Source organism: Arthrobacter sp. MMS24-S77 (assembly GCF_054888235.1).
The window spans coordinates 770,461-792,491 of record NZ_JBTZRN010000001.1 but is presented as its reverse complement, the minus strand read 5'-3'; the positions used below and the strand labels follow the sequence as shown (position 1 = coordinate 792,491).

Below are 22,031 nucleotides of genomic sequence, written 5' to 3'. Positions count from 1 at the left end.
CTGCGTGGCGGTTTCGATTTGGTGACGGCGTCAGTCCGCCGGTGTGAGGTCAGCTGCCTTCCTCTTCCGCACCCAGATGCCCAGGAGCAGCACGGCGCCCACCATCAGCGGAGCGGAGAACAACAGCAGTCCGTTTTCGCCAGCGGGGTCATAGACCTCGGGCCGGGGCCAGGCGAGGTTCACCACCATCAGGGCACCGTAGAGGACTGCGAGGATGTTGACCGGAAGCCCCCAGCGTCCGAGCGAGAACAGCCCTTCGGGCATCGTCTTGCCCGTACGGTCCCAGTCTCCGCGCAGCCGGTTGATCAGCAGCGGCACTGTGACCAGCAGGTAGGCGAGGTAGAGCATCACGATGCAGACGCTGCACAGGGACGTGAACAGCGCGGCGTTGCCGATGTTGATCGCCAGGACGGCGATCGCGAGGAGGCCCACGATGACCGAAGGCCACAGCGGGGTGCCGCTGCGCGGGCTGACGGCGGACAGAGCGCCCGCGGCGGGGAGCTGGCGGTCGCGAGCCATGGAGAAGACCAAGCGTGAACCGGCGGTCTGGATGGCGAGGGTGCAGACGAAGATGGCGATCGCGACATCGACCAACAGGACCTTGCCCCAGAAGGTCCCGAGGACGGCGGTCAGCACGTAGGGCAGGCCTTGGCTGGCCAGGTTGCCGTCGTCGAGGCTCGGGGCGGCCATCAGCGCACCGATGATCATGAGCCCGCCGCCAAGTCCGGAGATCAGGAGGGCGGAGATGATGGTGCGGGGCGTGGTGCGCCGCGGATTCTTGGTCTCCTCGGACAACTCGCCCGCGGAATCGAACCCGACCATCACGTACGCGGCCATCAGGCCCGAAACAAGGAACGCGCCCACCGGGCCAAGATCCGAACCGCTGACGAGCTGCGTGTCCTGGACAACGTCGGGGCCGCGTTGCGCCACGGAAACGAGCGCCAGGATCACCGCGGCAACGCCGACCAGCTCGCAGGTGACCCCGATCGAATTGATGTGCGACATGAGCTTCACGCCGACGGCGTTGATCGCCGTGGTCGCGACCAGCAGCACAGCGCCGAGAATAACGGCATTACTCGCCCCCGTGACCGTATTCAATGCCGGGTCGCCGCCGACGAGCTGGAACCCGTCCCAAAGCTGGGGCAGGACAACCTGCAGGGCGATGGCCGCCGCGGCGGCAGTGATCACCTGGGCAATGGACATGAACCAGCCGGCGAACCAACCAACGGCTTCGCCGCCGACCCGCCGCGACCACTGGTAAACGGCCCCGGAAATCGGGTACCGCGCGGCCAGTTCGGCGAAGTTCAGCGCCACAAGCAATTGGCCGAAGAGGACGATTGGCCAGGTCCAGAAGAAGGCCGGCCCGGCAAAGGAGTAGCCGAAACCGAACAACTGGAAGATGGTGGTCAGGATGGAGACGAACGAAAAACCTGCGGCGAAGGAAGCGTAGCGGCCAAGTTTGCGATGCAACGTCGGCTGATAGCCGAGCGACGCCAGGTCTGCATCGTCGGCGTGGGCGGCCGCCATCGAAAGGGTGGAAGTCATCGGTTTCTCCGTGTCTGGAACGGGGGGATGGTGACCTCGGAAGCGGTAATCTCTGAGAGCCTTCCGTAATACCGGTCAATTGATAGTTTTCCAGCGGGATGTCCCGCTTCCGTTTCGCCGATGTAAAAGGTGGATGACGGCGCATTTCCTGCTTGTGAACATGAACTCACCGGGAGGCAGGCCCGGCCCGACGACGACGGAATCGGGCATGGAGGCGTCCTTGGCGATGTAAGAATGTGGGGTGACCTCAGCCGGACCGGGCAGACCCCGCAAACAGCAACCCGTGCGCCCTGGCGCCACGGCCCGGGACGAGATCCTGGATGCCGCCTCCGAACTTTTCACAAGCCAGGGGTTCGCCAACACCTCCACCAGGGCGATCGCCGACGCTGTGGGGATCCGCCAGTCATCCCTCTACCACCATTTCGGCACCAAGGACGACATTCTGGCGGAGCTCCTGGACGGAACCGTGGCAGGAGGCTTGGCCTTCGCGAGCGCCGTACATGCCGGTCCGCCGCCGTCCGATCCCCGAACCGCGGCGGCCCGTTTGCACGCGGTGGCGCTCTACGACGGAAACCAGCTGTGCAGTGCCCGCTGGAACCTCGGCGTCCTCTACCATCTGCCGGAGGCCCGCGCCCCGAGGTTCCAGCGCTTCATGGACGACAGGCTGCAACTCCGGCAGGTGTACCGGGAGTTGGGCCTAAACCTGGAGGAATTCAGCCCGGCGGGCCACCGGCAGGGCACGGCATCGCTTGGCGATCTCCTCTTCCGCCTGGTGGAATCACTGATCAATCTTCGCGCCGATGGCCTCGTCGGCGCCGATTCAGCCATCCAGACGGCAGACGCCGGAATTGTCCTCGCCGGGATGGCCGCAGACCTTGATGAGGTACGGGCCGTGAGCGCAGGTCTGATCCGCGAATTCGGGTAGGTCTGCCAGTGGGCGAGTTCAACAAGACACTCGCCGGAGCCCTGGGTGTTTCCCGAACTCCTACCTCTTCAGGTTGCTCAGCTCCTGCAGGACCTCGTCCGAAGTGGTGATGATGCGGGCGTTGGCTTGGAAGCCGCGCTGGGCCACGATCAGGTTGGTGAATTCCTGGGACAGGTCCACGTTGGACATCTCCAGCGAACCGGCAGTCAAGGTGCCGATTCCGGCGTCGCCCGGTGCGCCCAACTGGGCCGCACCCGAGTTGGCGCTCGCCACGTAGGTGGAGCTGCCGGCTTTCTCGAGGCCACCGGGGTTGGTGAAGCGGGCTAGCGCCACGCGTGCAAGGACCTGCTTGCTGCCGTTGCTGAACGAACCGATGAGCGAGCCGTCCCCGCCCAAGGTGAAGGACTCGAGCTTTCCCGCCTCGGAGCCGTTCTGGCTGCCGACGGTGAGCGTGCTCATCGCCGCGAAGCCGGTGACGCTGGACATGTCCACCGTGATCCCGCCGACCGTCATGGTGCCGCCCGAGGTCAGGGCACCGTTCGTGAACGCGAGGGTCGAGTTGCCCGAGGTGCCGTTGGCGTCTGCTCCGGCCACGTCCCAGCCGGCCGCAGAACGGCTGAACGTCAGGGTCAGGCTGCGGGAGGCGCCGTCGGCGTCGTACACCTTGACCTGGCGCTCCACGCTGGTCCCGACGGCGGCGTCGGACGGCAGGTTGCCGTCCAGCGAAGCCTTGGTGGTGGCGACGGCGGCTGCCGTGGTGTTGGGCGACAGGGCAATGGGCCCGACAGGACCTCCCACGTTCACCGCGCCGTTGGCGGCGGACCAACCCTGGAGGATGCCGCCGTCGGGGCTCACGAGGCGCCCCGCGGCGTCCATGTCGAAGGCGCCGGCGCGCGTGTAGAGCTGCTGGCCGCCCTTGCTGGTGATGAAGAACCCGTCGCCCGAGATCATCATGTCCGTGGCACGCCCGGTGTTCTGCGATGAACCCTGGCTGAAGTTGGTGCTGACCGCCGCCACGCGCACGCCCAAACCGATCTGGGCAGGGTTGGTGCCGCCGGTTTCGGTCTGCGGAGCACCGGCGCCCTGCGTCATCTGGGAGAGCGTGTCCTGGAACTGGGTGGAAGAAGCCTTGAACCCGGCCGTGTTCACGTTGGCGATGTTGTTGCCCGTGACGTCCAGCATGGTCTGGTGGGCTCGGAGGCCGGAGATTCCGGAGTACAGCGAACGAAGCATGGTGTGGCCTTTCTTCGGGTGGTTCGGGGCGGAAGTTCGTGGAGCGTCAGGCGATGGGTGCGGGCGAGGCCGCGGAGGCCATCCCGCTGATGGAATCGAGCGGAATGTTCACTCCCGCGACCGTCACGGTGGGGACTCCTCCGGCGAAGGAAACCGAACTCGCCACCCCGGATCCCTTGGTTCCGTCGGCGAGCGCGTAGCTGATGTTGTGGCCGATGATCTGTGCCGCAGCGGTACGCATCTGGAGCGAGAAACTCTCCTTGGCACCGGTGGAGAGTTCGGTCATTTTCTCCATCATGGACAGCTGGATGGTCTGGCCCATCATCTGGTTGGTGTCCATGGGCGCGCTGGGGTCCTGGTTCTTCAGCTGTGTCACCAGCAGGGACATGAACATGCTCGAGTCCATGGTCTGCGCGGGCTTCGGCGCGGTGGTTCCTGACGCTGCGATTCCAGACGCCGCGGTTCCGGACTGGACTCCGCTGTTTGCCGCGATGGCTTGGATGGTCACTGTTGGTTCTCCTTCATCAGACGAGAATGTCCAGGCTGCTGGTACTGCTTCGGGGAAGTACGACGGCGGTCCGCGGCAAGCGAACCGGCTCGCCGCCACTGCCCCTTGGGAAGGCGGGGCTTTCCGCCCGGCGCCGGTCGCGAGCGTCCGAGCCGCTTGCGCCGGCATCTGCCGGAGCGTTGTGTTCGGACAGGTCAAGGCTGGCGCCGAAGCCGGATTCCCCGAGTCCGCGCCGTAGTTCGGGCAGGATGCTGCGCACTGCCTCCCGTCCAGCTTCCCCGGGGGCGAACAACTCGATCCGCACCCCCGCGCCGTCGATGTGCGCCCGGACAGTCAGCGGACCCAGGTCTTCCGGGGACAGCCTCAGCGTCATCACGTGCCGTCCCGGCTCCCCCGCTGCAAGGGAGAACAGCGGTTCGGCCACCTGGGGCAGCAGCTTGGCTGGATCTGCCTGGGGCGCCGGCATGGCCATCCCCGGGGTAACGGGCGAGGCAATTTGCTGGAGGGGCGACGCTGGCGGCAGGACAGCCGGAATTCCGGCCGGAATGCCGGCTGCCGCGGCAGGGGTACCCTGGCCACCGAGCAGTTGCGGGTCCTGTTGAGTTCCGGGTTTCGCGGGAGGAAGTACGACGGCGATGCCGGCCTCCCCTGCCAAGGCTGCGGTGGTGCTGGCGGAAGCTTCAGGGTTGGCAGAGTCCGGGCCAGAGGCGGCTGGCGCGGCTATTGGCTGCACCGGACCCGGCCGGGCGGGACCGAGTTGGGCTGAACCCGTCGGGAGTGCGCTTGCCTGAATTGAACTTGGCTGAATTGTGCCCGACGCGACTGAGCCTGGGCCCGGGTTTGGGCCCGGGTTTCCGGCCGGGAGAGCTACCGACGCCGAAGGAGCAGTGGCGGAAGTAACCGGGGTCGTGGAAGGGGCAGTGCTCCCCGAAGGCAGGGTTCCCAAAGACGGCGTGTTCCCCGCAATTATCGCTACACCATCCGGCCCCGAAGGAACTGTTGCACCCAGGGTTACCGGGGCGGCTGCCAAGCCGGGCCCGCCAGAAGCCGCTCCCCCGGCCACCGCCGCACCATTGCTAGTTGCCAGCGTTCCCGCAGCCGACTCGAGCGGAGCCGTACCGGCGGAGACACCCTCTTTGCCCGACGCGAGACCCGACGCGAGGCCCGGCGCAAGTCCCGGCGCCGCAGGACTTACGGACGCAATTCCGGCAATCGCGAGTCCGTTCGGAGCACAAGCTCCTGCGGCGGCCACCGTATTCGCTGGATCAGCCGCACCTTTGGTGTCCTTGGCTTCTCCCTGTTTATCAGGGCGGGGTTCAACCAGGGGTGTTTCAACGGGGCGCGCAACCGTCCCGGAACCGTCGGCGGCAGACTTTCCCGGCCCGCCGTCGTCGGATGCTGGCTGTTCCTTCGCCCCGGATGGCTTTCCGCCGGAAGCATTCGCACCGGATGCCAGCACGCCGCCCATCACGGCATCAAAACCGGCGGCCGAGCCGGCATACGGGGCCGCCGCCGGCCCAGGGGACGGCAGGCGAGGAGGGGCGGCACTGGCAGAAGGCAACTGCATCACGAGCCTCCCGCGGGGACAATACGGCGGATCGCGGTCAGATTGGACTGCTGCTCCCACGCATCGCGGATCTGGATGGTCTGTCCGGGCACGGGCGCGTCGATCGCCTTGCCGTTGCCGAGATAGATGGAGATGTGCTCGCCGCCGAAGCTCACCAGGAGATCCCCGGGCTTTGCTTGGGCCAAGGACGCCACCGGCGTGCCCTTCTGCATTTGGTCGCTGACCACGCGCGGCAGCTCGACGCCGAGATCCTTGAAGACCCGTTGCACAAAGCCGGAGCAATCCATGCCTACCGCGGGGTTTGTACCGCCCCAAACATAGGGCACGCCCACGTATTTCTTGGCGGCGGCCACCACGGCGTCACCCGTGACTCCGCCCGTGGCGGTGCTGACGCCCGCGAGCGCGCCCGCACCTGCCACACCGCTGAGGCCCGTAGTGCTGCCAATCCCCAGGGACGAGGCGAGCTGGCTCATGTCCGCCGCAGTTGAGCCCCCGACCGCCGTGCTCAACGCTTGCGCGAAGGATGCCGCGTCCGTGGAGGAGGCGGTGCTTGCGGAAGAGCCCCCCGTCCCCGTGGAGGACTGCGGACGCATGCCCTGGGTCAGTTGCTGCAGCATCGACTCGATGCTTTGGATGCGCCCGATCGCCTCGGTCATGCTCATGAGGTGGCCTTTCGGTGCCACGCGGAGGACGCGATTTCGTCCAGCACGCCTTGTTCGGCGCGCAGCGCGGAAGCCTCGAAGGCGGCTCCGTGGCGGGTTTCGAGCTTCTCCAGCCCTACCGCGCGACGCTTGGCTTCGGTGTATTCCGCGCCGGCCTCGGCGGCGTCCGCTTCCGCGCTGGCGGCCAAGGCGTCAAGCTCGGCCAACATGCTTTGCGCGGAGGCGCGAGCGGCGGCTATCGCCAACAGGGAGGCGGAGCTGCCGGCATTTCCGGCGGACTCAGCCAGTTCCTCGCGGGCGGTGGCACGGCGGGACCGCAAGGATGCGGACCGCGCGTTGGCGCGGGCCAGTCCGCTGGCGGCGGCGTCCTGCTGCGTCTGGCGCAGGCGCAGGAGCCCGGCCAGGGAGAATTGACGGTTCACACGGCTCCTTCGAGGCTTGCTGAGAGTCGGAAGAGTTCCGGCCAGGACTCGGTGTAGGGGGTGGATTCGTCCATGCGTTGCTGCAGGAACCCGTTGATGTCGGCTTCGTGGTCCAGCGCCGCATCAACCAAGGGATTGCTGCCCCGGTGGTAGGCGCCGACGTCGATCAGGTCCTGGGCGCCGCGCCGCGCGGCAAGGATCCTCCGCAGGGAGGCCGCGAGCGCCGTGCGATCGGCCGTGTTGACCTTGGACGCCACGCGGGACACCGAACCTAGCACGTCTACTGAGGGGAAGTGCCCTGTCACAGCCAGCTTCCTGTCCAAGACCACGTGCCCGTCCAGGATGGAGCGGGCTGCGTCGGCGATCGGTTCGTTGTGGTCGTCGCCGTCCACCAGCACCGTGTAGATGCCCGTCACGGAGCCGGCTTCGGCGGTCCCCGCGCGTTCCAGGAGCCGCGCCAACACCGAAAAGGTCGACGGCGGGTAACCGCGGGTGGCGGGTGGCTCACCGGCGGAGAGGCCGATTTCGCGCTGGGCCATGGCCACCCGGGTGAGCGAATCCATCATGAGCACCACGTCCTGGCCGGATTCGCGGAACGATTCGGCGATCCGGGTGGCCGTGACGGCGGCGCGCAGGCGCATGAGGGCCGGCTCATCAGACGTGGCAACAACAACCACGGAACGGGCCAGGCCTTCGGGGCCGAGATCGTCCTCCAGGAATTCGCGCACTTCACGGCCGCGCTCCCCCACCAGGGCAATCACCGAGACTTCGGCATCCGTGCCGCGCGCGATCATGGACAGCAGCGAGGACTTTCCGACGCCCGAGCCTGCGAACAGCCCCATGCGCTGTCCGCGGCCGAGAGTGGCCAAGGTGTCCAGGACACGGACGCCGGTCTGCAGCGGGGTGTCCACCCGGGCGCGGTGCATGGCCGACGGCGCTTCGTTGTCCAAAGGGACCATGGGGCTGGCGGGCAAGGGGCCTTTGCCGTCGATCGGACGTCCTAGCCCATCCAAGACCCGCCCGAACAGACCGCGTCCGGTCGGGACCAGGACCGGGCTGCCCTTGGCACGTGCCGCGTCTCCTGCGGCCACTCCGGCCAGCCGTCCAAGCGGCATGCAGCGTACGGAACCGCTGAGCGAAGCGACCACTTCGGCGTCGAGCCCGGGTGCCCCGCCCACCGTCACCAGGTCTCCCACGGCACAGTCCAGCCCGGAGACCTCCAAGCCAAGGCCAAGCACCGACGTCACCATGCCCACGCGTTGCGGGGCGGCGGCGGCGAGGGCTGCGCCGAACCGGCCAGCGTGCGGCCGGTACTCCGTGATCATGCGTCGTTCCCCAGCAGGGCCGCTTTGGCCCTGTCCAAAGCGGTGCTGAGCCGGGCGTCCAGCCAACCCTGAGGATATTCCGCGATCGCGTCTCCGGGGTTGAGTGCCGGATCGGATTTGAGTTCGACGCCGGCCACGTTCCCGACGTCGACGGCGGACAGCGCGGCGAGGTCTGCCGGGTGGAAGCGGATGGCCGTCACAGTTTCCACCCCTGACACAACGCCGAGGGCTCGGGCCAACGCGGCGCGGGCAGTGTTCCGACCCGTCTCGAGTTCATAGCCCAGGATGGCTTCGGCAAGGTCAATCGCACTGGCCGCCAACACATCCTGCGCTTCTTCCAACGCAACGCCGCGGTATTGCCGGGCCGCCGCTCCCGCCGCTTCAAGCGCCCGGACAGCTTCCGCAACCGCCTGCCGCCCGGCGTCGAGCATTGCGCGGTGTTCAGCTTCGAGCTGCTCACGAAGGCGCCGCTGTTCCAGCGCCGCGGCCTGTATCCCGGCAGCGTAACCTGCTGCGTGTCCTTGGGTGTAGCCCCGGTCCTCCTTGAGGGACCGGGTGGCTGGCTGGACGTCGGGGAAGACCACCCTCTGGAGCTCAGCCTCAGTAGACATAGTCGTCCTCTTCGCCGCGCCGGACGACGATGGCGCCTTCGGCTTCCAACTCCCGGATGGAACGGACAATTTCTGCCCGGGCCTCTTCAACCTGGGAGGCGCGCACCGGCCCGGCGGAAGCCATCTCGGCTTCGAGGATCTCGAGGTTCCGGCCGGACACATTGGTGCGCACGGCTTCGAGCACCACGGCGGGCGCACCCTTCATGGCGACGGCGAGCACTTCGGCATTGACTCCGCGCAAGATCTGCTGGATGTCGCGGCGTTCCAGTTTCACGATGTCCACGAAAGTCAGCATCCGGGCGCGCACTTCGGTGGCCAGCTCCGGGTCGAGGGTCTCCAAACCGTCCAGTACGGAGCGTTCCGTGTTGACATCGGATCGGTTGATGATGTCGACGAGGGGTTGGATGCCACCGACAATCTCGCTCGATTTCCTTTGCGACATGACCGCGCCGGCACGCACTTTGAGGGTCTCCGCCACGATCCCAACGGCCTCCGGTGACGCCATTCCCATCGTGGCGATGCAACGGGCCACCTCGCTCCGTTGGACGTCACCCAGACCGGCCATGACCGCGGAAGCCTTGCCCGGCCGCAGGTGCGCCAAGATCAAAGCAATGGTCTGGGGCATCTCACTGTCGATCAGGGCCAGAAGCTGCCCGGAATCCATCATTTCCAGGAATTCGAAGGACTTCCCGGCCATCGTGGACGCAAGGCGGTCCATGAAGCCTGCCGCTTTATCCGCACCGAAGGACGCTTCCAAGAGCCCGACGGCGAATTCCTGGCCGCCGCGGGCAGTCCGGCGTCCGCTGACCGCAAGTTCATGGAACTCGGTCATGACGTGGTCCGCCACCGCCGAGGAGACGCGGCGCAAGCGCACGATCTCAGCGGCAATGTCCTCAGCCTCGGACTCTGAAAACTGGGTCATGACGGAGGCCGCGCTGGCCGGGCTCATCTGCATCAGCACCACGGCCACCTTCTGGGCGCCGGTCAAGCCGCCTACTTCCAAACCGAGCTCTCCCGCCCTCATACCGGCTGCTTTTCGTCCATGAGCCCACGGAGGTACTCGGCGGTCCGGGCCGGATTCTCGGCAACCATGGCTTCAATCTGGGCACGGCGCCGCTCGCCGTCGAGCGCTTCGGCGCCTGGCATCGGCAAGGCGGGAACGGGATGGACCGGCGGCAGTTCGATGGCGGTCGTCGCGGGCGGTCCCTCGAGCGCGGGCGTCGTGACGGCGACGGGTAGCATCTCGTAGTCCAGCCGTTCGCCAAGGTCAACCGGTTCGCGCTGCTGCCTGCGCCGCAAAAGGATGAGCACAAGCACAATCAGCGCAACCACTGCCAGCAGGATGCTGCCCGCCAGGATGAGCGTATTCATCAGGTCGGACTGTTGCTTGGCATCGGCTTGGGCCTTGGCCGCGCCCAGCGCTTGTGCCGCTGCGTCCGCAGCCGACGTGCTGAAGGGCAGCACTTCAACGGTTACCACGTCGCCGCGCGCAGGATCTATGCCGGCGGCAGAAGTCACCAGCGCCTTGACCGAGTTGACGTTGAGTCCTGCCGCCGCGGACTGGTTGATGGCGACGGAGATGGTTTGGCGCTTCACGGCACCTTGCGGAATGGTGCGGTCTTCCGTGACCTTGTTGACCGCGTTGTTCTTGGTGGTATCGCTGGAGTCGAAGGTTCCGTTGCCGTTGGTGCCGCCCGGCACCGCGATGTTGTCCGGTCCCAGGACACCGGAGGCACCGCCGCCGGTTCCCGTGAACTTCTCGGTTTTGGTGGTCTCGCTCAGCGGAACAGCGTCCTTGGCCGTGGAAAACGTCTCGCTGCGCTGTTGGGCGGACTCTGCAGTCACGTCGGCGGCGACGGCAACGGTGGCGTTGCCGGGTCCCACCACCTTGTCCAGGACGGCCCTCACCGAATCGGACGTGCGCTGCTGATAGTCGGCCGCTTGTTTGGACGAGGACCCCGTGGCTCCCCCGCCCACGGTGGACAGGACGTTGCCTTGGGAATCCACCACGGACACATTGGTTGGCTTCAGGTTTTCGATCGATGCGGAGGTCAAGTGCACGATCGCCTGGACCTTGTCCGCAGACAGTGTCACGCCCGGCTGCGTTTCAACGAACACCGATGCAGTGGCGTCCGGGGTTTTGTCCACGAACACTGTTTTTGCCGGAATTGCGAGCTGCACGGCGGCGGTCTTGACGCCGTCCATGGCCTGGATGGTGGTAGCGAGTTCGCCTTCAAGCGCGCGCTTGTAGGTGACGGACTGCTGGAACTCGGACGAGGTCACGCCGAGCTTGTCCAGCAGCGAATAGCCGGTGGCCGCGGCCGCGGGAAGGCCCGCTGCAGCCGCTTTCAGCCGCTCATCGTTGACCTTGCTATCGGGAACCAGGATGGTGGAACCGCCATTGCTGAGCTCATACGGGACATTGTCCTTGCGCAGCTGCTCCACGATCCCGTTGGCGTCGGTGTCCTTCAATCCGGAGAACAGGGGCGAGTAGGACGGTTTGCCCAACCATGCTGACAAGGCCACGCCACCCAGGACCAAGACGGCGATGCCGATGATGGCGACAGTTCGCTGCCCGGCGGTGAACCCCTTGAATCCATCACCGAGCTTGCGAAAGAAGGCGGCAATCTGTGGAGGCATCAGGCCTGCATCCTCATGATCTCGTTGAATGCGTCAACGCCCTTGTTCCGTACCGTGGCTACAAGTTCCACGGTGATCTGGGCGCGCGTTGCCGCGATGGTCGCCTTGTGGATGTCATCAAGGTTGCCCGTCACAGCGGACACTGCCAGCTGGTTCGACGTCGATTGCAGCGACTGGAGGTTGTCCACGGCGCCGGTCAGCGCCGTCGCAAAGCCGTTGCTGTCCGCCGCCCCGGCGATTCCGGTGGTTCCGTTGGCGTTACTGGTGCTACTTGCGTAGCCGGTGCCGCTGACGCCTTGCACGCCAAGCCCGCTGCCGGCGCCTTGAATTGCACCGATCGGATCCAATGCCATCAGGATTTTCCTATCTCAAGCGCTGCCAGGTAAGTCTCACGGGCACGGTCCACCACTTGGGCGTTGGCCTGGTAACCGCGTTGGGCCACAATCAGGGAACCCATCTGTTCGGCGAGGTCGATGTCCGGGTACCGGACATAGCCTTGGGCATCGGCCAGTGGATGATCAGGTTGGTATACGAGCCTGCCTGTTGCACTGCCTTGAGGGGTGCCCTTGACGTACACACCGGTTCCGTCACTGCCCTCGGCGGCCTCGATGTAGCGGGCCTGGAACGCCTTGCCGTTGCTGCGGGTCGCGGTGTTCATGTTGGCCAGGTTGTCCGAGACGGCGTCGAGCCACTTACGGTGCACGGTCAGGGCGGAACCGGCAATGCCGATCGCATCAAAAGTCATCAGCTGGTCCTCATGGCCGTGCGGAGGGCCGTGAATTCGCCGCCGACGGCCCGGGCCGCGAACTGGTACCGCAGCACCGTGTCGATGTTGGAAAGGGTTTCGGTGTCCAGGTTCACGTTGTTGCCGTTGAGCTGGGTGGGCTCCTGCGACGTCGAGATGGTGGGCGCGGCGTACCCGTTGCCCGAGCGCACAGAGGCTGCGAGCGCGTCCTCGAACTGGACCCTTTTGGCATGGTAGTTCGGGGTGTTGATGTTCGCGATGTTGTTGGCGATGGTGCGCTGGCGCAATGTCAGCCCGTCGAGCGCGCTACCAAGAGCAACGGAAGTCACTGAATCGAACACGACGGCCTGCCTTCGCGAAATAGATATGAAGAGGCCGATCCGTGGCCGCGCATCGAGCAATCCCTGCTCAACTTCCACCATCGGCACGGGTGGACAATCCGTTAGCCGATTGGGGGATTGTTTCGGTACTTTCTCTTCAGCCTTGGACGTCAAGGAAAAGCGGACGCACGGAACTCCGGGACTCCGGGACGGTGCTGAGTGCGTCCAAGTGGGCAAGTGCGTCGTTGCGGACCTTGCCGAGCATGGCCATGGATTCCTGCTGTGCGTCGAGGACCTGCCGCGCCCTGTCAGCCAGCTCCACCGGAAGAGGTCCGGCCTTGGCAGGAGGATCCCAGGCCACGGGTTCACCGCCGGATACCGCCAAAGCGATGTCCGCTTCAAGTCGGTCGAGGACTTCCGACCATTCCTGAACCGGATCAGCCGACACCGAGCGTACCGTTCGTCCTGGTCACGGTGGCCTGGACAGGCAGCTGTGAGGCAGCCTCGTGCCAGCCTTGCCGGAGCGGTTCCAGGAGCGCGATGCACTCCTTGGTTCGGTTGACGTCACGGTAGATGTTGGCCCCGATCATGGCTTCCATCGAGTACTGATAGATGCCCAGCAGACCGGATGCGCCATCCCACGCATCGGTCTTCAGGGTGGAGGACAGTTCGGTGACGATCGCCTGCGCGTGCAACAGGTTTTCGCTTGCGACGCCCCAATTCGCGTTCTCCTGGCGAATCGGGCCCGGTTTAGGTCAAGGAGCAGACGATCATACAGCATGGTCAGCAAGCGGGCAGGCGGAGCCGAAAGGACGGCGTCGTCGTTATAACGGGAAAGCTGGCTGGCGCGGAGGGCTGTAGAGGTCATGCTTTACGCTCCTGACGAGGACTTGGGAAGGCTGGCGATCTGTCCGGAAAGCCACGAGGACTGGGATTGGAGCCCCCCGAGCAGGACCTCCATGTTGGTGTAGACGGCTTGGAGCGTCGCACGGCGGCTCGCCAGGCGCTGATCCCAGTCCGAGATTTGCTTGCCTAGGTCCGCTACTTCGGCCTGTTGGCCTTTGATCAACCCGGTGACGGAGCCGCTGAACTGGTCGGTCGCAGCCGTAGCGGCGTCCGCAACCCGGGATGCGATCGTTTGGAGGGCGGCTTGGGTCCCGGCTGGATCCGCCGCCAAAGCCGTCGCCAGCTTGGCGGAGTCGAAAGTGAAGTCGCCGGACTTGGTGATGTTGATTCCGTAGGCAGACGGGGACTGCCCGTTCACGGGCATGGCCAACGCCGTCAGGACCTGGTCGTTGACCGCACGGACGGTGCTGTTGCCGGTAAATATCCCGCCCGTCGGAGCCGTCACTCCGTTGGCATCCGTCTTGCTACTGACTGCTGTGTAGATCGAGACGAACCCGAGCACATCATTGACCGAGGCCACCAGGTCCCCCGCCTTCTTGGCAATCCCGGCGGTGTCGCTGGTGATGGTCACCGTGACAGGCGCCGATGTCACGGCGGTTGCCGTCACGGACACGCCGGGCAGGAGATCGGTGAACGTGTTGGACGAAGAAGTCAGGGTCTGGGCGGCCGGGGTGCCTGCGTACAGGGTCGCCTTGGCATCCTGGGCGGCCTTGACGACGGCGGCAGACGGATCCGCCATCAGGTCCGTAGCAGTTCCCGCGGTTACTTGGGCCGCGGTCCCTTGGTACACCGTGAAGGCTCCGGCCGCACCCGAGGTTGTGGCCGTCAGCTGAAGGCGGTAGCTGCCGTTGCCTGCGGGGACTTTCACGGCGCGCGCTCCGCCGGACGCGCCGTTGATCGCGGTCACGACGTCGTCAAGGGAAGTGCTGGCCGGGACAATCTCCGTCTGCTTCCCCGTGGAGTCCACCAGCGTCAAGTGTGCGGGGGCGCCCGTACCGTCGACCGGCCACGTGGCCATGGCTGCGGTGACATCCACCTGGGTCTGGGCGAGCTGCGTGACGGTCAAATCAATGGAGCCGGCAGTAGCCGCGGTTGTCGCCGTGGCGGTGAGGGACGGAGACGTGGTGCTTGCTGTGAACAAATTCAGGGCATTCGCCGCGGAGTCACCGGTAGCGAGATCGCGCAACGCCGCCAGTTTCGTGTTGAAGGACTGCAAAGTGGAGATCATCGTCTGGTCCGAAGCCAGTTTCGTCTTGAGCTGTGTCTGCGGCAGCGCCTCAACGCTCATGAGCGAGTTGATGATGGAAGTGGTGTCAAGACCGCTGGACAGTCCGTCAATCGAGGTCCCCACGGTGTGTTCCTTCCAGATCTGTGAATGCTGTAAGCGGCGGGCACATGGGTGCCAGTAGCGGCCAAGGGAGGATGTTGCCTCCCTTGGCCGCTACTGGCGCCAAGGCCGTTCCGCTACTGGTTTCCTTTACCCGAAGGGCTTAGCGCAGGAGGGAGAGGACACCCTGGCCGGACTGGTTCGCCTGGGCCAGCATGGCAGTGCCTGCCTGGGACAGGATGTTGGCCTTCGTGTACTTGACCATTTCCGCAGCCATGTCGGTGTCAGCAATACGGGACTGAGCGGCCTGCAGGTTCTCACCCGAGACGTTCAGGGTCTTGACCGCGTGCTCCAGACGGTTCTGGTTGGCACCGAGGTCGGAGCGCTGGGCGGAGACAGCCGTGATGGCGGCGTCGATCGCAGTGATCGTCGTCTGGGCAGCAGCGTTCGTGGTGACGTCGAAGCCCGTGGCTCCAGCGTTGGAGGACAGGGTGCCTGCTGCCGTCGCCACGTCGCCGAGATTTACGGAGATCGTGTCGTTGGCGGTGCCACCGGTGCCCACCTGGATGTTCTTCGATCCAGCCTGGAGCAGGTTGATGCCGTTGAAGTTCGTGGACTGCGTGATGCGGTCCAGTTCCTTGCCCAGCGAGTCGGCTTCCTTCTTGATCGCGTTGCGGGACGCGACGTTGTTCGTATCGTTCGAGCCCTGGACAGCCAGGTCCCGCATGCGCTGCAGGACAGAAGTGACCTCGCCCAGTGCGCCTTCAGTGGTCTGGATGAGGCTAATGCCGTCCTGCGCGTTGCGGGCGGCAACTGCCGAGCCGCTGACCTGGGACTTCAGGCCTTCCGAGATCGCGAGGCCCGCTGCGTCGTCAGCTGCACGGTTGATGCGCAGGCCACTGGAGAGCTTCTCCATCGACTTGGACACGTCGTTCTGCGTGTTGTTGAGGTTGCGGTACGCGTTGTTAGCCATCAGGTTGTTGTTGATTGCCATGCCCATGGTGTTTCCTCCGTGATTGGGTCTTGTACTTCCAGGCCATCCGTGGCCTGTCACTTCTGGTTATCGGAACCGGAAAGCCTGTGGTTAGAAAAAACCTGGTAGGAATCCGCGGGAGCTCACAAATCGACCGCGTTTCGTTTGACTGGACAAAGCGCGCAAATCATGCATCAGCAACTCCTAACGCGTGGGGAGAGGCGGCCGATAGTTGTCTCTAGCGCGGTGAAAGCACAGGGGAAAGTGCTTTCTCGCGGGACGCACCCGAAAAACCAACCCGGAACTGGAGTTGACCCGCCATGGCCATCCATGAACTGTCGGCCCTGCTGTGGCGTGAACGTGAGCTGCTGGATCTGCTGACGTTCAAGCTGGAGGAAGAGCAACTACTCCTCACAGCGGGCAAATCCCGCTGGTTGCCGCATGGCACGCGGGAGGTGGAGCAGGTCCTGGAACACCTGTCCAAGGCCGGTCTCGCCAGGGCTGTGGAAGTAGCGGCGGTGGCAGAGCAATGGGGCCTGCCCGCGGAGGCCTCGCTGGGCGAGTTGGCCACGGCCGCCCCGGAAGAGGCTTGGGCCGATGTCCTGTCCGCGCACCTGAACGCCATGCAACAGCAGACTGCCGCCATCAAGGAGCTGCGTGATTCCAACGAGCAGTTCCTCCGCGCCGCCGTCCGTTCCACCCAGGAAACCATGGCGGACCTGAAGCCGACGGCAGGGACCTACGACTCCCACGGCCGAACCGGCTCGCAGGGCAGGACCGGCGAATCATCCCCGTCCCGCCTTTTTGACCAGCAATTCTGACCGGAACTCATCAAACGCAGCCCGGACCACCTCAAGGCCGGAACCACGCCCGGACCACCAAAGGACAAGCAGTGAGCACATTCGGCGGACTCAACACGGCCTACCTCGGCCTCACCGCAGCGCAGCAGGGCATCAACCTTGCGGGGCAGAACATCGCCAATGCCGGCACCGACGGCTACACGAGGCAACGCATCGAACAATCGGCCATCGGCTCACCGGCCCGCACGGGTCTTTTAGCCGCAGGGACACAGGCAGGCCAGGGGGTGTCAGTGGACGGGATCGCCCGCCTGGGCAACGCCTTCCTCGACGCCGGTGTGCGCTCCACTGCCGCCCAAGCCGGCTACGCAGGCCTGAGGTCCACCGAACTTCAACGGATCGAGGGGTCCCTCAACGAGCCCGGGGCCGCTGGAATATCCACGGCGCTGCAGGTCTTCTGGTCCTCGTGGCAGGGAGCCTCCAACCACCCGGGCGAAGCTGCGCCGGCCGGCGCGGTCCTTCAGGCCGGTACAACCCTCGCCGCGACCGTATCGGCGGGTTATCGGGCTTTGGATTCGCAGTGGACGCGCGTGCGTGGGGAAGCGGCTACCACCGTCAACGCGCTGAACGATGCCGCAGCCCGGGTCGCGGGCCTCAACGCGACCATCCGCTCGGTGACCGCCTCGGGCGGCTCTGCCAACGAGCTCATTGATGCCCGCAACCAGGTGACCGAAACCATTGCGTCCCTGGCCGGGGGAACCGTCCGGGAAAACGCCGATGGCACGGTGGATGTTTTCATCGGAGGCAATGCCATCGTCTCCGGCACCTCGCACCGCGATCTCACCTTGGCGGGCCAAGCAACCATGGGCGCTCCGGGTTCGACATTGCCGTTGGGGGGACCAGTGCAGTTGGAATGGGCCGATCGACCCGGCGCAGCCGTTCCCGTCGACGGCGGCAAGCTCGCCGGGGCGGTGTCGGTCCTCGCCCCCGCCGCAACTGGAGGGACGGGAGGCGCCATCTCCGAGGCCGCCGCTTCCTACAACGCCTTCGCCAGCAAACTCATGAACGACGTCAATGCCGTTCACCGCACGGGGCAATCCGCCACGGGCGCCACCAACCTCGATTTCTTCACCACCACCGCGGGAGTCCCCGCAGCACTGTCCCTCAGCGTGGTCCCGGCTAGCGCCGCGGGGATCGCTACCGGCGTTCCAGGTTCCGGCGCCCTTGACGGAAGAATTGCGGACGCCGTGGCCCAGCTTGGTGCGTCGCCTGGATCCCCCGACGAGTTCTGGACCGGCATCGTGACCGGTATTGGGACGGTTTCCCGCGCGGCGCAGCAGCACGAGCAGCTCGCCGACGCCGCGAGCGCGGCGGCCGTCGGGCAGCGTTCCTCAGGCGCGTCCGTCAGCCTCGACGAAGAAAACATCGGCCTGCTCACCAACCAGCACGCCTACCAGGCGGCGGCACGGGCGATGACCGCAGTAGACGAAGCCCTCGATGTCCTGATCAATCACACCGGATTGGTGGGAAGGTAAGCCATGCTGAACCGTGTCACGAACCTGACAATGTCCGCAGCCGCTCAACGGAACCTGCAGGCCGGGCAGTCCAAGCTCGCCGCCCTGCAGGAGAAGGCCAGCACCCTCAAGAACATCACCCGGCCCTCGGACGATCCCGCCGCCACGGCGAATCTCCTTGCCACCAAGAGCCAGCTCAGTGCCGCGGGGCAGTACGGAAACAACATCAGCGACGGCAACGGGTGGCTCACCACCGCAGACTCGGCCCTCGGCATGGCCACCAACATCCTCAACCGCGTCCGGGACCTTACCGTCCAAGCCGCCAACGGCTCCCTCAACGACACCGCCAAGGAGGCGATCGCCGTCGAACTCGAAGGCCTCAACAAGGATCTCCTCGCCCAGGCGAATACCCAGTACCTGGGCCGCAACATCTTCGCCGGAAGTTCCGATTCCGCGGGGGCATTCAGCAATGCCACGCCGCCTGTGTACAACGGAACGCCAGGCAGCACAGTGGAACGCCGGGTTGATGCGTCACAGACAGTGCGGGTGGACGCCGACGGCGGTGCGATCTTCGGCGACGGCGCCGGCTCGGTTTTCGCTTTGGTGAGCGACGTCGTCGCGGACATCCGCTCCGGCTCGAACGTCAGCAGCCGTTTGCCGGCAATCGGTGACAGGGTCAAGGCAGTCATCGGGGGCCGCGCCGAGGTCGGCGCAAGGCAGGCCAAGTTGTTGAGCGCCCAGGATTCCATCGATGGGCTGAAGTTGACGCTGGACGCGCAGCGTTCCGGCATTGAAGACGCTGACATAGGAAAGACGGTCCTGGACTTGAAACTGCAGGAAACCAACTACCAGGTTGCCCTCGCGGTCACCGCCAAGGCGCTCCAGCCAACGCTCATGGATTTCCTGCGATGAGTACGGGACTGGCTTTCAGCGAGCTGAGCTTCACGGCGCCGATGCCCGGGCTTGAAGCCGCCGAGGGGTTCGCCTTGCGCGGAATCGACGGCGCCCCCGGCCTCTACGCGATGGAGGCAGGCAGCCCGCGCATCCGCATGTTCCTGGCCGATGCCGCAGTCTATGTTCCGGACTACGTCCCCGCCATCCCCCACTCGACGTTGGAGGCTCTCGGGCTGGGCAGCAATGGTCTAGATCAGGCAGGGCTGGCAACCGTCCTCGTGGTAGTCAACCCGACCCCGGAAAAGACCACGGTCAACCTCGCGGCCCCGATCGTGCTCAACCCGGAAACAGGGCGTTGCACCCAGATTGTGCTGGACGGCGAGGACTACTCCCTCCGGGCCGAACTCAACGCCTGAGCAGCCTCCATCACCTATTTGAGACGTGAGATCTCGGCTCTTTCAGCCCGCGAAAGAGCCGAGATCTCACTTTTCGGCGCGCCCCAAACCAAAATTGTTTGGCAAGACCCCTTGCGTCACGGCCTCTCCACGTCCATACTAAATGAACGTCATTCATTTAGTGACTCTCGTCTCAGTGGAGAACAATCTGCATGACCGGATGCCACAGCATCACCCAGCAACACCTCTCGGCCATCTAGAAAGAGCCAATCACATGACTCAAACAACCCGCCCAAGCGCAAGGAAATCCGTGGAGGCCCACGATCCCGCCGGCACCGAACACGGCATCAGCGGCAAAGGACTCAAGACGGGGCAGCTGGGGCTCCTCGCCGTCGTCGTCCTGGGTATTTCCTCAGTGGCACCCGCCTACAGCCTGACCAGCTCGCTTGGCCCGGCAGTCAACGCAGTGGGCCTGCAGCTGCCCGCGATCTTCATCGTCGCCTTCATCCCGATGATCCTCGTGGCATTCGCCTACCGGGAGCTCAATGCAGACTCCCCGGACAGCGGCACCACCTTCACCTGGGCCACCAAGGCCTTCGGCCCATTCATCGGCTGGATGGGCGGCTGGGGACTGCTGGCCGCCAACATCATCGTCCTTTCCAACTTGGCCGGCGTCGCGGTGGACTTCTTCTACCTCTTCCTTGCCCAGGTCTTCGGCAATCCCGATCTTGCCGACCTGACGTCCAACAAAGCCTTGAACATCGCCACCTGCCTGGCCTTCGTGGCGCTGGCGGTGTGGGTGAGCTACCGGGGCCTGCACGCCACCAAACTGGTCCAGTACGCCATGGTGGGATTCCAGGTAGTGGTCCTGGGCGTCTTCATCGTCATGGCCCTCACCCACGCCTCCTCCGGCGACACCCCCACGGCCATCACTTTCAGCTGGGACTGGTTTGATCCATCGAAGATCAGCAGCTTCGAGCAATTCGCCGCCGGCATGTCCCTGGCAGTCTTCGTTTACTGGGGCTGGGACGTCTGCTTGACGGTCAATGAAGAGACCAAGGGCGGCAAGGGTACCGCCGGCAAGGCCGGCACCACCACGGCGATTGCTGTGTTGGGACTGTACGTCGCGGTGATTGTAGCCACGATGATGGTTGCGGGCATTGGTGGCGATGGGATCGGGCTGAACAACCCGGACAACCAGTCGAACATCTTCGCCGCACTGGCCTCGCCTGTCATGGGCCCGCTGGCCATCCTGATGTCCCTCGCCGTACTCGCGGGCACCGCGTCGTCGCTGCAGTCCACCATGGCCTCCCCCGCCCGAAGCCTGCTCGCCATGGGACACTACGGCGCCCTGCCGCAGAAGTTCTCCAGCGTCAGCAAGCGCTTCGGTTCCCCGGGATACGCCACCATCGTGGCCGGCGCGATCTCCGGCGGGTTCTACGCAATCATGAAGGTGGTCAGTGAGAACGTCCTCAACGACACCATCCTGGCGCTCGGCTTGATGATCTGCTTCTACTACGGGATGACCGCATTCGCCTGTGCTTGGTACTTCCGGCACAGCGTGTTCAGCAGTGTCCGCAACTTCTTCATGCGCCTGCTCTTCCCGGTGGTCGGCGGCGTCGTGCTGACGCTGGTCTTCGTCCAGACGGCAGTGGACAGCTGGTCGCCGGACTTCGGCAGCGGGTCCGAAATCTTCGGCGTCGGTCTGGTGTTCATCATCGGCATCGGTATCCTGGCCCTCGGAGCGGTGGTCATGGTGGTCATGGCCCGCGTTCGGCCCGGCTTCTTCCGCGGCGAAACCCTGCGCAAGGACACCCCTGCCCTGGTAGTGCCCGAGTAGCCTCCAACACGAACAGAAGCCCTGTTCCGGAACCACCCGGAACAGGGCTTCTGTGTTGGTCGCTTCACCACATGTGCGCGACGTCAATCACCAGTCGCGATCCCGTTCCGGGGCCGGCCAGAGTGAAGACCCTGAACGGAAGGCGGGCACGGACACCCAGGCCAAGGCTGGTGTAGCCCTCAAAGCTGCCCGCGTATGCCAGCTGCCGGAAGGTCTTGTAGCCGGCGACGTTCGTCAGTTCCGTCTTGTTGGCCGGGTTGTACGTGGCGCTGCCGCTTGAGTTGTACGCGGGCGCGTTGACCGTGACTTGCAGGAACGCATTACCCCTCAGCTCAACGGGAAGTCCCGAGCCGTCCTGAACTACTTGCGGAACATATCGGACTGTATAGCCGGCGACCGTGCCGTTCAGGTCGATCACCAGACGGTCAAAGCACGGTTGCTGCCCCGTCCTGACGTTGACGACTGGTGCCTGGGTCAGCGCCGGGTTGGACTTCAGCAACGATCCCCAGACGATCCCGCAATACGGGGTTGCGGAAGCTGCCCCTGGAGCCACGAGACCAAGCCCGGCGGCCACGATCAAAGCTGCCAACCACACCTGAAACTTTCTCACTTGGGCCCACTCCTCTTGAGTGCTTGAGCGATTTGATACCTCAAGCGTAGGAGCGTTTGGGCTCTTTCAGGGACTTCGTATCCGGTTCGGCGCCCAACCGTTAGTGGACCCCGCGCAGGGTCACAGGGACGTCTTTCCGTTGGCCGGATTCCGCGATTTTCCGGGGCCTCAGGGCAGTTTCGCGCCACTGTTCGTTATCCCGGATAACGACGGCGGATAACCGCCGGTCGGCAGCACCCGGACGAAACCGAGGGCTACCTGGCGGCTGGCCA

Annotated in this window: 24 protein-coding genes; 6 read left to right on the top strand and 18 right to left on the bottom strand. The window is 65.2% G+C overall.

Annotation, left to right across the window (positions count from 1 at the left end; all coding sequences use genetic code 11):
* Positions 1-30 precede the first annotated feature (30 nt).
* Entirely contained in the window at positions 31-1,545 is a 1,515-nt protein-coding gene (locus tag ACX5I4_RS03650; RefSeq protein ID WP_461835458.1) for an amino acid permease, read from the bottom strand.
* Between the two features lie 241 nt (positions 1,546-1,786).
* Here ACX5I4_RS03650 and ACX5I4_RS03645 point away from each other — a divergent pair, with 241 nt between their 5' ends.
* Positions 1,787-2,470, top strand: coding sequence for a TetR/AcrR family transcriptional regulator (locus ACX5I4_RS03645; RefSeq protein WP_461835457.1), 684 nt, complete (start codon positions 1,787-1,789; stop codon positions 2,468-2,470).
* Positions 2,471-2,530: 60 nt separating this feature from the next.
* Here ACX5I4_RS03645 and ACX5I4_RS03640 read toward each other — a convergent pair whose 3' ends face one another.
* From ACX5I4_RS03640 to ACX5I4_RS03565, 16 genes are all read right to left on the bottom strand, one after another.
* Positions 2,531-3,703, bottom strand: coding sequence for a flagellar hook protein FlgE (locus tag ACX5I4_RS03640; protein WP_461835456.1), 1,173 nt, complete (start codon positions 3,701-3,703; stop codon positions 2,531-2,533).
* 46 nt (positions 3,704-3,749) lie between these two features.
* On the bottom strand, positions 3,750-4,211 hold the full coding sequence (locus ACX5I4_RS03635; protein WP_461835455.1) for a flagellar hook assembly protein FlgD: 462 nt from the start codon (positions 4,209-4,211) through the stop codon (positions 3,750-3,752).
* Between the two features lie 16 nt (positions 4,212-4,227).
* Entirely contained in the window at positions 4,228-5,778 is a 1,551-nt protein-coding gene (locus tag ACX5I4_RS03630) for a flagellar hook-length control protein FliK (RefSeq protein ID WP_461835454.1), read from the bottom strand.
* Positions 5,778-6,440 carry a C40 family peptidase gene (locus ACX5I4_RS03625; RefSeq protein WP_461835453.1) on the bottom strand — a complete coding sequence of 221 codons (663 nt, stop codon included), beginning with the start codon at positions 6,438-6,440 and terminating at the stop codon, positions 5,778-5,780. Before ACX5I4_RS03625 ends, ACX5I4_RS03630 begins: the two co-directional genes overlap by 1 nt.
* The gene (locus ACX5I4_RS03620; protein ID WP_461835452.1) at positions 6,437-6,862 is read right to left on the bottom strand and encodes a flagellar FliJ family protein; all 426 of its coding nucleotides are present in this window, start codon (positions 6,860-6,862) and stop codon (positions 6,437-6,439) included. The genes ACX5I4_RS03625 and ACX5I4_RS03620 overlap by 4 nt, the downstream gene beginning before the upstream one ends.
* Entirely contained in the window at positions 6,859-8,187 is a 1,329-nt protein-coding gene (locus ACX5I4_RS03615) for a FliI/YscN family ATPase (RefSeq protein WP_461835451.1), read from the bottom strand. The genes ACX5I4_RS03620 and ACX5I4_RS03615 overlap by 4 nt, the downstream gene beginning before the upstream one ends.
* Positions 8,184-8,798 carry a FliH/SctL family protein gene (locus ACX5I4_RS03610; RefSeq protein ID WP_461835450.1) on the bottom strand — a complete coding sequence of 205 codons (615 nt, stop codon included), beginning with the start codon at positions 8,796-8,798 and terminating at the stop codon, positions 8,184-8,186. The genes ACX5I4_RS03615 and ACX5I4_RS03610 overlap by 4 nt, the downstream gene beginning before the upstream one ends.
* Positions 8,788-9,822 carry a flagellar motor switch protein FliG gene (gene fliG / locus ACX5I4_RS03605; RefSeq protein WP_461835449.1) on the bottom strand — a complete coding sequence of 345 codons (1,035 nt, stop codon included), beginning with the start codon at positions 9,820-9,822 and terminating at the stop codon, positions 8,788-8,790. The genes ACX5I4_RS03610 and fliG overlap by 11 nt, the downstream gene beginning before the upstream one ends.
* Positions 9,819-11,438 carry a flagellar basal-body MS-ring/collar protein FliF gene (fliF, locus tag ACX5I4_RS03600; protein ID WP_461835448.1) on the bottom strand — a complete coding sequence of 540 codons (1,620 nt, stop codon included), beginning with the start codon at positions 11,436-11,438 and terminating at the stop codon, positions 9,819-9,821. The genes fliG and fliF overlap by 4 nt, the downstream gene beginning before the upstream one ends.
* On the bottom strand, positions 11,438-11,791 hold the full coding sequence (fliE, locus tag ACX5I4_RS03595) for a flagellar hook-basal body complex protein FliE (RefSeq protein WP_461835447.1): 354 nt from the start codon (positions 11,789-11,791) through the stop codon (positions 11,438-11,440). Before fliE ends, fliF begins: the two co-directional genes overlap by 1 nt.
* On the bottom strand, positions 11,791-12,183 hold the full coding sequence (locus ACX5I4_RS03590; RefSeq protein WP_461835446.1) for a flagellar basal body rod protein FlgC: 393 nt from the start codon (positions 12,181-12,183) through the stop codon (positions 11,791-11,793). The genes fliE and ACX5I4_RS03590 overlap by 1 nt, the downstream gene beginning before the upstream one ends.
* Positions 12,183-12,524, bottom strand: coding sequence for a flagellar basal body rod protein FlgB (locus tag ACX5I4_RS03585; RefSeq protein WP_461835445.1), 342 nt, complete (start codon positions 12,522-12,524; stop codon positions 12,183-12,185). The genes ACX5I4_RS03590 and ACX5I4_RS03585 overlap by 1 nt, the downstream gene beginning before the upstream one ends.
* Positions 12,525-12,660: 136 nt before the next feature.
* Positions 12,661-12,951, bottom strand: coding sequence for a hypothetical protein (locus ACX5I4_RS03580; RefSeq protein WP_461835444.1), 291 nt, complete (start codon positions 12,949-12,951; stop codon positions 12,661-12,663).
* Entirely contained in the window at positions 12,941-13,198 is a 258-nt protein-coding gene (locus ACX5I4_RS03575) for a flagellar export chaperone FliS (RefSeq protein ID WP_461835443.1), read from the bottom strand. The genes ACX5I4_RS03580 and ACX5I4_RS03575 overlap by 11 nt, the downstream gene beginning before the upstream one ends.
* Before the next feature lie 176 nt (positions 13,199-13,374).
* A complete protein-coding gene (gene fliD / locus ACX5I4_RS03570; protein WP_461835442.1) occupies positions 13,375-14,760 on the bottom strand; it encodes a flagellar filament capping protein FliD in 1,386 nt (461 codons plus the stop codon).
* Between the two features lie 139 nt (positions 14,761-14,899).
* On the bottom strand, positions 14,900-15,736 hold the full coding sequence (locus tag ACX5I4_RS03565) for a flagellin N-terminal helical domain-containing protein (RefSeq protein WP_461835441.1): 837 nt from the start codon (positions 15,734-15,736) through the stop codon (positions 14,900-14,902).
* A gap of 293 nt (positions 15,737-16,029) precedes the next feature.
* On the opposite strand from ACX5I4_RS03565, the gene ACX5I4_RS03560 reads away from it, so the two are divergent.
* The 5 genes from ACX5I4_RS03560 to ACX5I4_RS03540 all read left to right on the top strand — a co-directional run bounded on the left by ACX5I4_RS03560 (position 16,030) and on the right by ACX5I4_RS03540 (position 21,149).
* Positions 16,030-16,530 carry a flagellar protein FlgN gene (locus ACX5I4_RS03560; RefSeq protein ID WP_461835440.1) on the top strand — a complete coding sequence of 167 codons (501 nt, stop codon included), beginning with the start codon at positions 16,030-16,032 and terminating at the stop codon, positions 16,528-16,530.
* A gap of 71 nt (positions 16,531-16,601) precedes the next feature.
* On the top strand, positions 16,602-18,041 hold the full coding sequence (gene flgK / locus ACX5I4_RS03555; protein WP_461835439.1) for a flagellar hook-associated protein FlgK: 1,440 nt from the start codon (positions 16,602-16,604) through the stop codon (positions 18,039-18,041).
* 3 nt (positions 18,042-18,044) lie between these two features.
* A complete protein-coding gene (gene flgL, locus ACX5I4_RS03550; RefSeq protein WP_461835438.1) occupies positions 18,045-18,932 on the top strand; it encodes a flagellar hook-associated protein FlgL in 888 nt (295 codons plus the stop codon).
* On the top strand, positions 18,929-19,330 hold the full coding sequence (locus tag ACX5I4_RS03545) for a flagellar assembly protein FliW (RefSeq protein WP_461835437.1): 402 nt from the start codon (positions 18,929-18,931) through the stop codon (positions 19,328-19,330). The genes flgL and ACX5I4_RS03545 overlap by 4 nt, the downstream gene beginning before the upstream one ends.
* Before the next feature lie 253 nt (positions 19,331-19,583).
* On the top strand, positions 19,584-21,149 hold the full coding sequence (locus ACX5I4_RS03540; protein WP_461835436.1) for an APC family permease: 1,566 nt from the start codon (positions 19,584-19,586) through the stop codon (positions 21,147-21,149).
* Positions 21,150-21,213: 64 nt separating this feature from the next.
* Here the strand turns inward: ACX5I4_RS03540 and ACX5I4_RS03535 are convergent, their stop codons facing one another.
* The gene (locus ACX5I4_RS03535; protein ID WP_461835435.1) at positions 21,214-21,759 is read right to left on the bottom strand and encodes an AMIN-like domain-containing (lipo)protein; all 546 of its coding nucleotides are present in this window, start codon (positions 21,757-21,759) and stop codon (positions 21,214-21,216) included.
* Positions 21,760-22,031: the final 272 nt, after the last annotated feature.

Excerpts from the sequence above, each read along its gene's own strand:
- fliG (WP_461835449.1), bottom strand. The coding sequence starts at position 9,822 with ATGAGGGCGGGAGAGCTCGGTTTGGAAGTAGGCGGCTTGACCGGCGCC.
- ACX5I4_RS03540 (WP_461835436.1), top strand. The coding sequence starts at position 19,584 with ATGACTCAAACAACCCGCCCAAGCGCAAGGAAATCCGTGGAGGCCCAC.
- ACX5I4_RS03615 (WP_461835451.1), bottom strand. The coding sequence starts at position 8,187 with ATGATCACGGAGTACCGGCCGCACGCTGGCCGGTTCGGCGCAGCCCTC.
- ACX5I4_RS03590 (WP_461835446.1), bottom strand. The coding sequence starts at position 12,183 with ATGACTTTTGATGCGATCGGCATTGCCGGTTCCGCCCTGACCGTGCAC.
- ACX5I4_RS03545 (WP_461835437.1), top strand. The coding sequence starts at position 18,929 with ATGAGTACGGGACTGGCTTTCAGCGAGCTGAGCTTCACGGCGCCGATG.
- ACX5I4_RS03640 (WP_461835456.1), bottom strand. The coding sequence starts at position 3,703 with ATGCTTCGTTCGCTGTACTCCGGAATCTCCGGCCTCCGAGCCCACCAG.
- ACX5I4_RS03560 (WP_461835440.1), top strand. The coding sequence starts at position 16,030 with ATGGCCATCCATGAACTGTCGGCCCTGCTGTGGCGTGAACGTGAGCTG.
- ACX5I4_RS03565 (WP_461835441.1), bottom strand. The coding sequence starts at position 15,736 with ATGGGCATGGCAATCAACAACAACCTGATGGCTAACAACGCGTACCGC.
- ACX5I4_RS03610 (WP_461835450.1), bottom strand. The coding sequence starts at position 8,798 with ATGTCTACTGAGGCTGAGCTCCAGAGGGTGGTCTTCCCCGACGTCCAG.
- fliF (WP_461835448.1), bottom strand. The coding sequence starts at position 11,438 with ATGCCTCCACAGATTGCCGCCTTCTTTCGCAAGCTCGGTGATGGATTC.
- ACX5I4_RS03650 (WP_461835458.1), bottom strand. The coding sequence starts at position 1,545 with ATGACTTCCACCCTTTCGATGGCGGCCGCCCACGCCGACGATGCAGAC.
- ACX5I4_RS03630 (WP_461835454.1), bottom strand. The coding sequence starts at position 5,778 with ATGCAGTTGCCTTCTGCCAGTGCCGCCCCTCCTCGCCTGCCGTCCCCT.
- flgL (WP_461835438.1), top strand. The coding sequence starts at position 18,045 with ATGCTGAACCGTGTCACGAACCTGACAATGTCCGCAGCCGCTCAACGG.
- fliE (WP_461835447.1), bottom strand. The coding sequence starts at position 11,791 with ATGGCATTGGATCCGATCGGTGCAATTCAAGGCGCCGGCAGCGGGCTT.
- ACX5I4_RS03625 (WP_461835453.1), bottom strand. The coding sequence starts at position 6,440 with ATGAGCATGACCGAGGCGATCGGGCGCATCCAAAGCATCGAGTCGATG.